Below are 8,707 nucleotides of genomic sequence, written 5' to 3' on the forward strand. Positions count from 1 at the left end.
ACTCCAAATTACTTGATAGTTTCGCTATTAGACTTAAAGAAACGGACTTTTTTACCGTCTTCAAATCTAAAGCCTACACGGTCAGCCTTACCAGTTGCCGCGTTGAACAGTGCAACGTTAGAAACCTGAATAGCAGCTTCTTTTTCAACGATGCCACCTGGCTGGTTCAGAGCCGGAACCGGCTTCTGATGTTTCTTCACCAGGTTGATACCTTCAACGATGACCTTACCAGAAGACAGGACATTCTTAACTTTACCGCGCTTACCTTTATCTTTACCGGTCAACACGATAACTTCGTCGTTACGACGGATTTTAGCTGCCATTGTTCGCTCCTTAGAGTACTTCTGGTGCCAGAGAGATAATTTTCATGAACTTTTCAGTACGAAGTTCACGAGTTACCGGCCCAAAAATACGCGTACCGATAGGCTGCTCACTGTTATTGTTCAGAATAACGCATGCATTACCATCGAAGCGAATGACAGAACCGTCCGGGCGACGAACACCCTTCCTGGTGCGCACCACTACCGCCTTCAGGACATCACCTTTTTTCACTTTACCACGTGGAATTGCTTCCTTGATGGTAACTTTGATGATGTCACCGACGCCTGCGTAGCGACGGTGCGAGCCACCCAGAACCTTGATACACATTACGCGACGTGCACCGGAGTTGTCGGCGACGTTCAGCATAGTCTGTTCTTGGATCATTTTAGTGCTCCGCTAATGTCAACTACTACTTCGGGACCTAAACCTCAGGTCGTTAGAAAGCCCCATAATTGAGGGCGCGGCATTGTAACACCGGTTCTCACAGATGGGTAGAAAAAATAAACGGCTCTCAATCGAGCCGCTGATTTTCCCTGATGACAGGGAGGGCGTATTCTAGGGAATAGTGCGAACAGTAGCAAATGTAATCTGCCTTATTTTTCGTCGATCCCTGAATAAAGTGCATTACGGGTGGCAGCCGGCTCTTTTTCAGACAGTACGTTATGCTGATGCATCGACTCCAATAGTGTAATTTCTATCCTTTACCCGCCCGATGTCTGACTTATCCGTTAATCATTCTGTAGTGGGCTGTTGTAGCGTCCTGTACCTGCCCTGCCCCGTTCCGTTACCCAAATGCACCTTTCGTCCCTGGCCATCATAGGCAGGTCTGGATAACCGCGTTCTGTATTGGGGCATTACACACCGCCAGTGCGGCGTGTCGCGAAATAGTTACCCTGAAGCACCGGCGTGTTTATGTCCTGCGCTGTATGGCTCACTGTTGCCACGTCCCTGCCTCCAGCGTCATGACAGAGGACTCTGCGCTGCGCATACGAGGCGCTAAGGAAACTGAGACGTGAACTTACTGTGCCGTGTCAGTAACATTCAAGCGCCTGCTAAATACAGCGAATTTACCGGCCTGTGACAGCACCTTCTGAAAACGGTAGCCTGCTTCAATGGAAAAGGCTTCCATGGCCAGGTAGCCGCATCGTTTGCACAGGCAGACCAGCAGAAATATTCGAATCAGGATAAGAATAGCGGCACGTAAAAACTGAGCGTGAACAGGCCTGAACGCAGACAAAAAAAAACCCCCTGCCGAAGCAGGGGGTTCCTCAGAAAAAACAGGTCCTGTTACAGGATTGCTTTTTCGATTACGCGAACCAGGGTCCAGGATTTGGTCTTGGACAGTGGACGGCATTCGCGGATTTCTACCACGTCACCAATTCCACATTCATTGTTCTCGTCATGGATGTGCAGCTTAGTCGTACGCTTAATGAATTTGCCGTAGATCGGGTGTTTCACGAAACGTTCGATTGCAACAACTGCAGATTTCTGCATTTTGTCACTTACTACACGACCCTGCAGAGTACGGATTTTATCGGTCATTACGAACCCGCCTTCTCAGTCAGTAAAGTCTTAACGCGTGCAACATCACGGCGAACCTGCTTCAGCAGATGAGTCTGCTGCAGTTGGCCAGATGCTGCCTGCATGCGCAGGTTAAATTGCTCACGCAGCAGATTAAGCAGCTCAGTGTTCAGCTCTTCGACGCTTTTTTCACGCAGCTCAGTTGCTTTCATTACATCACCGTCTTAGTTACAAAGGTGGTTTTGATAGGCAGTTTTGCTGCTGCCAGCTTGAATGCTTCACGGGCCAGCTCTTCTGATACGCCGTCCATTTCATACAGGACTTTACCAGGCTGGATCAGGGCAACCCAATACTCTACGTTACCCTTACCTTTACCCATACGCACTTCCAGCGGCTTCTCGGTGATCGGTTTGTCCGGGAATACACGGATCCAGATCTTACCTTGACGCTTAACTGCACGGGTCATAGCACGACGTGCTGCTTCGATCTGACGAGCAGTCAGACGACCACGGCCAACAGCTTTCAGACCGAAAGTACCGAAGCTGACATCCGTACCCGCAGCCAGACCGCGGTTACGGCCTTTGTGCACTTTACGGAATTTCGTACGCTTTGGTTGTAACATCAGCGACTCTCCTTACTTACGGCCTTTACGCTGCTGCTTTTTAGGTTGAGCAGCCGGTTCCGGTTGTTCAACAGCAGCCATACCACCCAGGATCTCACCTTTGAAGATCCATACCTTAACGCCGATTACACCATAAGTGGTGTGCGCTTCAGAGGTGTTGTAGTCAATGTCAGCACGCAGAGTGTGCAATGGCACGCGACCTTCACGATACCATTCGGTACGTGCGATCTCAGCGCCACCCAGACGGCCGCTAACTTCAACTTTAATACCCTTCGCGCCAAGACGCATGGCGTTCTGAACTGCACGCTTCATAGCACGACGGAACATCACACGACGCTCCAGCTGTGAAGTGATGCTGTCAGCTACCAGTTTCGCGTCCAGTTCCGGCTTGCGGACTTCGGCGATATTGATCTGCGCAGGCACGCCAGCGATTTTCGCGACGACGGTGCGCAGTTTTTCGACATCTTCACCTTTCTTACCGATAACGATGCCCGGACGAGCGGTGTGAATGGTCACACGGATGCTCTTCGCTGGACGCTCGATAACGATACGAGAGACAGACGCTTTAGCCAGTTCTTTAGTCAGGAACTGACGTACTTTAAAATCGCTGTCCAGGTTGTCAGCGAATTCGTTGGTGTTCGCAAACCAGGTAGAGTTCCATGGTTTTACAATACCCAGGCGAATACCATTAGGATGTACTTTCTGACCCATTGCTAGTCTCCAGAGTCTCAGCGATCGGACACAACCACAGTAATGTGGCTGGTGCGCTTCAGGATGCGATCTGCACGACCTTTGGCACGCGGCATAATGCGTTTCATGGTCGGACCTTCATCAACGAAAATTTTCGTGATTTTCAGATCGTCGATATCAGCGCCATCGTTGTGTTCGGCGTTAGCAATGGCAGATTCCAGAACTTTCTTGACCAGTACAGCCGCTTTCTTGTTGGTGTAGGTCAAAATGTCCAGAGCCTGCGACACTTTCTTACCGCGAATCAGGTCAGCAACAAGGCGAACCTTCTGAGCAGAAGAACGAGCGTGGCGATGTTGAGCAATAGTTTCCATCTCTTCCTCCTACTTATTTCTTCTTGGCTTTTTTATCAGCCGCGTGACCGCGATAAGTACGTGTCGGCGCGAATTCACCCAGTTTGTGACCAACCATTTCGTCGGAAACAAAGACAGGAACGTGCTGACGACCATTATGGACAGCGATGGTCAAACCGATCATGTTAGGAAAGATCGTTGAACGACGGGACCAAGTGCGCAAAGGCTTCTTGTCACCGCTTTCCACCGCTTTCTCTACCTTCTTCAGCAAGTGCAGGTCAATAAAAGGACCTTTCTTGAGAGAACGTGGCATGGCTTATCCTCTAATATTATTTGCTACGGCGACGTACGATAAATTTATCGGTACGCTTGTTGCTACGGGTCTTCTTACCTTTGGTCTGAACGCCCCACGGTGAAACCGGGTGCTTACCAAAGTTACGACCTTCACCACCACCGTGCGGGTGATCAACTGGGTTCATCGCGGTACCACGAACGGTCGGACGAACACCACGCCAACGGGCTGCACCAGCTTTACCCAGAACGCGGAGCATGTGCTCAGCATTACCGACTTCGCCCAGTGTTGCGCGGCAGTCAGACTCGACTTTACGCATTTCACCTGAACGCAGACGCAGGGTAACGTAAGAACCTTCACGCGCAACGATCTGCACGTAAGCACCGGCTGAGCGAGCAATCTGACCGCCTTTGCCTGGTTTCATTTCTACGTTATGCACGGTTGAACCCACCGGGATGTTACGCATCGGCAGAGTGTTACCTGCTTTGATCGCAGCATCAACGCCAGATTGGATCTGGTCGCCGGCTTTCAGGCCTTTAGGGGCCAGGATGTAACGGCGCTCGCCGTCTTTGTACAGAACCAGTGCGATGTTCGCAGAGCGGTTCGGATCGTACTCAAGACGTTCAACAACTGCCGGGATACCGTCTTTGTTGCGTTTGAAGTCAACAATACGATAAGCCTGCTTGTGACCACCACCGATGTGACGGGTAGTGATACGACCATTGTTGTTACGGCCACCGGATTTGCTGTTTTTTTCTACCAGCGGGGCAAATGGTTTGCCCTTGTGCAGCTCCGCGTTTACCACTTTAACTACATGGCGACGACCCGGAGATGTCGGTTTACATTTAACAACTGCCATTGTCTTTCTCCTCCGACTTACTCAGCGCCGCCAGCGAAGTCCAGATTCTGGCCTTCTTTCAGGGTGACGTAAGCTTTTTTCCAGTCGCTACGACGACCGATACGCTGTCCTTGACGCTTAACTTTACCCTTAACAACCAGGGTGTTTACGTCTTTAACTTCTACTTCGAACAGTTTCTCAACAGCAGCAACGATCTCTGCTTTGGTCGCGTCATTAGCAACTTTGAGAACGATGGTATTGGTTTTTTCCATCGCGCTAGATGCTTTTTCAGATACGTGCGGCGCGCGCAGTACTTTCAGCAGACGTTCTTCACGGATCATGCCAGCATCTCCTCAACTTGCTTAACTGCGTCAGCAGTCATAACGACTTTGTCGAAGGCGATCAGGCTAACTGGGTCGATACCTGATGCATCACGCACGTCAACCTTGTACAGGTTACGGGCAGCCAGGAACAGATTCTCATCCAGTTCACCGGTGATGATCAGCACGTCTTCCAGCGCCATGTCTTTCAGTTTCTGTACCAGCAGCTTGGTTTTCGGCGCTTCTACAGCAAATGATTCGACAACGATCAGACGATCTTGACGTACCAGCTCGGACAGGATGCTTTTCAGCGCGCCGCGGTACATCTTTTTGTTAACTTTTTGACTGTGGTCCTGCGGCTTCGCAGCAAAGGTCACGCCACCTGAACGCCAGATTGGGCTCTTTACAGAACCTGAACGCGCACGGCCGGTACCTTTCTGACGCCAGGGCTTTTTGCCTGAACCAGTTACTTCGGCGCGAGTTTTCTGCGCACGAGTACCCTGACGGGCGCCTGATGCGTAAGCAACAACAACCTGGTGAACCAGCGCTTCGTTGAAATCACGACCGAAGGTAGTTTCGGAAACAGTCAGCGCGCTCTGCGCGTCTTTCAATACTAATTCCATTGCTATCCCCTTACGCCTTCACAGCTGGTTTAACAATCAGGTCGCTACCGGTAGCACCGGGAACTGCACCTTTAACCAGCAGCAGGTTGCGCTCAGCGTCAACACGTACTACGTCCAGACTCTGAACGGTTACGCGCTCATTACCCAGCTGACCTGCCATTTTCTTGCCTTTGAACACTTTGCCCGGAGTCTGGTTCTGACCGATAGAACCCGGAACGCGGTGTGACAAGGAGTTACCGTGAGTCGCGTCCTGGGTACGGAAGTTCCAGCGCTTAACGGTACCAGCGAAACCTTTACCTTTAGAGGTACCGGTTACGTCTACTTTCTTAACTTCAGCGAAAATCTCAACGCTGATGCTCTGACCTACAGAATATTCTTCACCTTCAGCGGTGCGGAATTCCCACAGACCACGGCCAGCTTCAACGCCAGCTTTAGCAAAATGACCAGCTTCAGGTTTGGTCACACGGTTCGCTTTTTTAGCACCGGTGGTAACCTGAATTGCCTGGTAACCATCGTTTTCCAGGCCTTTGACCTGAGTAACGCGGTTCGCTTCAACTTCGATTACGGTGACGGGGATAGAAACGCCATCTTCATTGAAGATGCGGGTCATGCCCACTTTTTTACCGACTAAACCAATCATTGTTTCAACCTCTCAATCGCTCGATGACCTGATTAACCCAGGCTGATCTGCACGTCAACACCGGCAGCCAGATCCAGACGCATCAGAGCATCAACGGTTTTTTCAGTTGGCTCAACGATGTCTACCAGACGCTTGTGAGTGCGAATCTCGTACTGATCACGCGCATCTTTGTTGACGTGCGGAGAGATCAGAACGGTAAAACGCTCTTTGCGGGTTGGCAGCGGGATTGGACCACGAACCTGCGCACCAGTGCGCTTGGCGGTCTCAACGATTTCCGCGGTTGATTGATCGATCAGACGATGATCAAACGCTTTAAGACGGATACGGATTCTTTGGTTCTGCATGAGACCAGAGCTCCAAACTTTTTATAGACGAAAAAAATTACTACTCGAACCCATTACGATTGATGGGAGAGTGTAATCGTTCAGCATATAACTCCCCAATTGGGAGTATTGTCAGGCGGCCCAAAATTCAGCCGTCTGCGATTCTGCTCGAATCGCGCCTGCAATATCTGCAGGCCCGCGCATTATACGTAAATCTGTTCAGGAAGCAACCCATGTTGTGGTTTTCGCGGGTAAATAGTGGCACGCCGATGAGATGCGCCTCGCATAGTGCTGTCGACTGACGGAGAACGCCTCTCTTCGGCTGTGGACCGTCCTCCATCACGCCGGATTCGCTGATGACGCAGACCTCATTGCCGGTGAAACTCTGCCTGTCTCTATTATATGGAGCCTTATCATGGTCCCTGCTGTTATCACGTACCTTGCCGCGTTTGCAGGCGGAGGCGCACTGGGCAGCTTCCTGTCGCTGGCCTGCACGCGCTTTTCCCCTGCCCTCTCGCCCACGCAGTGGTTTGCCACACTTTGCTTTCCCGCCTCGCGGAGCGACTGTTGCCAGAAACGCCTGTTATGGCGCGACACCCTGCCGCTGGTAAGCTGGCCAGCTTTGAGAGGACGCTGCCGCGTCTGTCAGCAACCGTTTGACGCAGGCAGTTTTCTTACCGAGTGGCTGTTCGCCCTGCTCTGTCTGCTGGTAATGCAAAGCGTTGATAGCTTTTCAGACAGGGTTTACCTCATCGCGACAGCCAGCCTCCTGTTTCTGCTGGCAGTCATCGATCGCCGCACCTACTGTCTGCCAGACCCACTTAACTATTTACTGCTCTGGCTGGGATTGCTCCACGCGACTCAGACAGGCAGAGAAGTAGCGGCCATCTATGGCGCAATAATGGGCTATTGTTCGCTGTGGCTGCTTGCCTGGGGCTTTCGCAGCGTGCGGGACGTGGAAGGACTGGGCTATGGTGATATCAAGCTTTTTGCTGCGCTGGGCGCCTGCTGTGGCTGGCAGGCCTTAGCCAGCATTGCGCTGGGGGCAACGCTGCTGGCGCTGATAACCGTTTTCGCCGTTCAACGGCGGAATTTAAGGCCGGACAGTCCGATGCCATTCGGCCCATTTCTGGCCATTGCAGGCTGGGTCACCCTTGCGCTTCAGACGCGGTTCATTCTTCTTTAATCTGAGCCTGCAGGTAGTTCTGGATGCCCATCATCCGAATTAATTCCAGTTCAGTCTCAATCCAGTCGATGTGATGCTCTTCATCGGCCAGAATCTCAATCATCATATCGCGGCTGACATAGTCATGCACTTTGTCAGCGTAGGCAATCGCCTCACGGAGATCCTTCGCGCCTTCCAGTTCCAGACTCAGATCTGAACTGAGCATCTCCTCAACGTCTTCGCCGATACGAAGTCGTCCCAGATCCTGTAGGTTCGGGATCCCCTCCAGAAAAAGGATACGCTCGATATACTTATCTGCATGCTTCATCTCGTCGATCGATTCGTGATATTCCACATCGTTCAGACGGGTCAGACCCCAGTTTTTAAACATGCGCGCATGCAGAAAATACTGATTGATGGCAACCAGTTCATTTCCCAGCAGTTTGTTCAGATGACTGATGACTTTGATATCGCCCTTCATTGTTTACCCTCCACGTCTGGTTTATTAGAGCGTAGATGCGGTTAAAAAGAAGTCAAAAAACCGTGACAGAAACTGTGGGTATTCCCACAGCAGAGAGGGGTCAGGCTATCTCTTTATAGAGCGGGGCGTGCTGTAACTCAGTTTCCATGATTTCTCGCGCAGCGCGAATACACTTGCCGCACTGTTTGCCCACGGGCACAAACTGACGCAGCTGCTGGATGGATTTGGGCTGGTAGCGACGCACGACTTCACGGAGGGTTTTATCACTGATGGCATTACACAGGCAGACGTACATTGATTCATCACTCGGGTACATTTTGTACACAGTGTAAATGCGAATCGTTTTTATTACAAACCCACCCTTTGCAGGGTTATCACGGATGTCGCGCAAAAAAAAGAGCACCGAAGTGCTCTTTTTCTGTGTTGCAGTGGCCGTTTACACGACCACAGCAGATATCACAATTAAGCGATAACTTTAGCAACAACACCCGCGCCAACGGTACGGCCACCTTCGCGGATTG

General features: G+C 51.2%; 16 protein-coding genes. 1 reads left to right on the forward strand and 15 read right to left on the reverse strand.

Annotated features, from left to right (window positions below):
• Positions 1–8: 8 nt before the first annotated feature.
• From rplX to rpsJ, 13 genes are all read right to left on the reverse strand, one after another.
• Entirely contained in the window at positions 9–323 is a 315-nt protein-coding gene (rplX, locus tag RT657_RS19170) for a 50S ribosomal protein L24 (RefSeq protein WP_003850150.1), read from the reverse strand.
• A gap of 10 nt (positions 324–333) precedes the next feature.
• Entirely contained in the window at positions 334–705 is a 372-nt protein-coding gene (gene rplN, locus RT657_RS19175; protein ID WP_006120590.1) for a 50S ribosomal protein L14, read from the reverse strand.
• Between the two features lie 903 nt (positions 706–1,608).
• Entirely contained in the window at positions 1,609–1,863 is a 255-nt protein-coding gene (gene rpsQ / locus RT657_RS19180) for a 30S ribosomal protein S17 (protein ID WP_313656354.1), read from the reverse strand.
• Positions 1,863–2,054, reverse strand: a complete 192-nt coding sequence (rpmC, locus tag RT657_RS19185; RefSeq protein WP_003850146.1) for a 50S ribosomal protein L29 — start codon at positions 2,052–2,054, stop codon at positions 1,863–1,865. Before rpmC ends, rpsQ begins: the two co-directional genes overlap by 1 nt.
• The gene (rplP, locus tag RT657_RS19190) at positions 2,054–2,464 is read right to left on the reverse strand and encodes a 50S ribosomal protein L16 (RefSeq protein ID WP_090967267.1); all 411 of its coding nucleotides are present in this window, start codon (positions 2,462–2,464) and stop codon (positions 2,054–2,056) included. Before rplP ends, rpmC begins: the two co-directional genes overlap by 1 nt.
• A gap of 12 nt (positions 2,465–2,476) precedes the next feature.
• Positions 2,477–3,175: a 30S ribosomal protein S3 gene (gene rpsC, locus RT657_RS19195; RefSeq protein WP_008927135.1), complete on the reverse strand. Its 699-nt coding sequence runs from the start codon at positions 3,173–3,175 to the stop codon at positions 2,477–2,479.
• 17 nt (positions 3,176–3,192) lie between these two features.
• On the reverse strand, positions 3,193–3,525 hold the full coding sequence (gene rplV / locus RT657_RS19200) for a 50S ribosomal protein L22 (protein ID WP_046289651.1): 333 nt from the start codon (positions 3,523–3,525) through the stop codon (positions 3,193–3,195).
• A gap of 13 nt (positions 3,526–3,538) precedes the next feature.
• Entirely contained in the window at positions 3,539–3,817 is a 279-nt protein-coding gene (gene rpsS / locus RT657_RS19205) for a 30S ribosomal protein S19 (RefSeq protein ID WP_001138115.1), read from the reverse strand.
• Positions 3,818–3,833: 16 nt separating this feature from the next.
• Positions 3,834–4,655: a 50S ribosomal protein L2 gene (gene rplB, locus RT657_RS19210; protein ID WP_009087588.1), complete on the reverse strand. Its 822-nt coding sequence runs from the start codon at positions 4,653–4,655 to the stop codon at positions 3,834–3,836.
• 17 nt (positions 4,656–4,672) lie between these two features.
• The gene (gene rplW / locus RT657_RS19215; RefSeq protein ID WP_003850708.1) at positions 4,673–4,975 is read right to left on the reverse strand and encodes a 50S ribosomal protein L23; all 303 of its coding nucleotides are present in this window, start codon (positions 4,973–4,975) and stop codon (positions 4,673–4,675) included.
• On the reverse strand, positions 4,972–5,577 hold the full coding sequence (rplD, locus tag RT657_RS19220; protein WP_009087590.1) for a 50S ribosomal protein L4: 606 nt from the start codon (positions 5,575–5,577) through the stop codon (positions 4,972–4,974). Before rplD ends, rplW begins: the two co-directional genes overlap by 4 nt.
• Positions 5,578–5,587: 10 nt before the next feature.
• Positions 5,588–6,217 carry a 50S ribosomal protein L3 gene (gene rplC / locus RT657_RS19225; protein WP_313656355.1) on the reverse strand — a complete coding sequence of 210 codons (630 nt, stop codon included), beginning with the start codon at positions 6,215–6,217 and terminating at the stop codon, positions 5,588–5,590.
• Positions 6,218–6,249: 32 nt separating this feature from the next.
• Entirely contained in the window at positions 6,250–6,561 is a 312-nt protein-coding gene (rpsJ, locus tag RT657_RS19230) for a 30S ribosomal protein S10 (protein ID WP_001181005.1), read from the reverse strand.
• A gap of 394 nt (positions 6,562–6,955) precedes the next feature.
• Here rpsJ and RT657_RS19235 point away from each other — a divergent pair, with 394 nt between their 5' ends.
• Positions 6,956–7,726, forward strand: coding sequence for an A24 family peptidase (locus tag RT657_RS19235; RefSeq protein ID WP_313656356.1), 771 nt, complete (start codon positions 6,956–6,958; stop codon positions 7,724–7,726).
• Here the strand turns inward: RT657_RS19235 and bfr are convergent.
• On the reverse strand, positions 7,713–8,186 hold the full coding sequence (gene bfr, locus RT657_RS19240; protein WP_111140929.1) for a bacterioferritin: 474 nt from the start codon (positions 8,184–8,186) through the stop codon (positions 7,713–7,715). The genes RT657_RS19235 and bfr overlap by 14 nt on opposite strands.
• Positions 8,187–8,286: 100 nt before the next feature.
• Positions 8,287–8,481 (reverse strand): bacterioferritin-associated ferredoxin, encoded by a 195-nt coding sequence (bfd, locus tag RT657_RS19245; RefSeq protein WP_313656358.1) that lies wholly within the window; start codon positions 8,479–8,481, stop codon positions 8,287–8,289.
• Positions 8,482–8,707 lie beyond the last annotated feature (226 nt).

The organism is Pantoea sp. (genome assembly GCF_032114055.1).
Taxonomy (GTDB): domain Bacteria; phylum Pseudomonadota; class Gammaproteobacteria; order Enterobacterales; family Enterobacteriaceae; genus Pantoea.

What these genes read in the sequence shown, in the direction of transcription:
- rplX (WP_003850150.1), bottom strand. Translation starts at nt 323, where the DNA reads ATGGCAGCTAAAATCCGTCGTAACGACGAAGTTATCGTGTTGACCGGT.
- rplN (WP_006120590.1), bottom strand. Translation starts at nt 705, where the DNA reads ATGATCCAAGAACAGACTATGCTGAACGTCGCCGACAACTCCGGTGCA.
- rpsQ (WP_313656354.1), bottom strand. Translation starts at nt 1,863, where the DNA reads ATGACCGATAAAATCCGTACTCTGCAGGGTCGTGTAGTAAGTGACAAA.
- rpmC (WP_003850146.1), bottom strand. Translation starts at nt 2,054, where the DNA reads ATGAAAGCAACTGAGCTGCGTGAAAAAAGCGTCGAAGAGCTGAACACT.
- rplP (WP_090967267.1), bottom strand. Translation starts at nt 2,464, where the DNA reads ATGTTACAACCAAAGCGTACGAAATTCCGTAAAGTGCACAAAGGCCGT.
- rpsC (WP_008927135.1), bottom strand. Translation starts at nt 3,175, where the DNA reads ATGGGTCAGAAAGTACATCCTAATGGTATTCGCCTGGGTATTGTAAAA.
- rplV (WP_046289651.1), bottom strand. Translation starts at nt 3,525, where the DNA reads ATGGAAACTATTGCTCAACATCGCCACGCTCGTTCTTCTGCTCAGAAG.
- rpsS (WP_001138115.1), bottom strand. Translation starts at nt 3,817, where the DNA reads ATGCCACGTTCTCTCAAGAAAGGTCCTTTTATTGACCTGCACTTGCTG.
- rplB (WP_009087588.1), bottom strand. Translation starts at nt 4,655, where the DNA reads ATGGCAGTTGTTAAATGTAAACCGACATCTCCGGGTCGTCGCCATGTA.
- rplW (WP_003850708.1), bottom strand. Translation starts at nt 4,975, where the DNA reads ATGATCCGTGAAGAACGTCTGCTGAAAGTACTGCGCGCGCCGCACGTA.
- rplD (WP_009087590.1), bottom strand. Translation starts at nt 5,577, where the DNA reads ATGGAATTAGTATTGAAAGACGCGCAGAGCGCGCTGACTGTTTCCGAA.
- rplC (WP_313656355.1), bottom strand. Translation starts at nt 6,217, where the DNA reads ATGATTGGTTTAGTCGGTAAAAAAGTGGGCATGACCCGCATCTTCAAT.
- rpsJ (WP_001181005.1), bottom strand. Translation starts at nt 6,561, where the DNA reads ATGCAGAACCAAAGAATCCGTATCCGTCTTAAAGCGTTTGATCATCGT.
- RT657_RS19235 (WP_313656356.1), top strand. Translation starts at nt 6,956, where the DNA reads ATGGTCCCTGCTGTTATCACGTACCTTGCCGCGTTTGCAGGCGGAGGC.
- bfr (WP_111140929.1), bottom strand. Translation starts at nt 8,186, where the DNA reads ATGAAGGGCGATATCAAAGTCATCAGTCATCTGAACAAACTGCTGGGA.
- bfd (WP_313656358.1), bottom strand. Translation starts at nt 8,481, where the DNA reads ATGTACGTCTGCCTGTGTAATGCCATCAGTGATAAAACCCTCCGTGAA.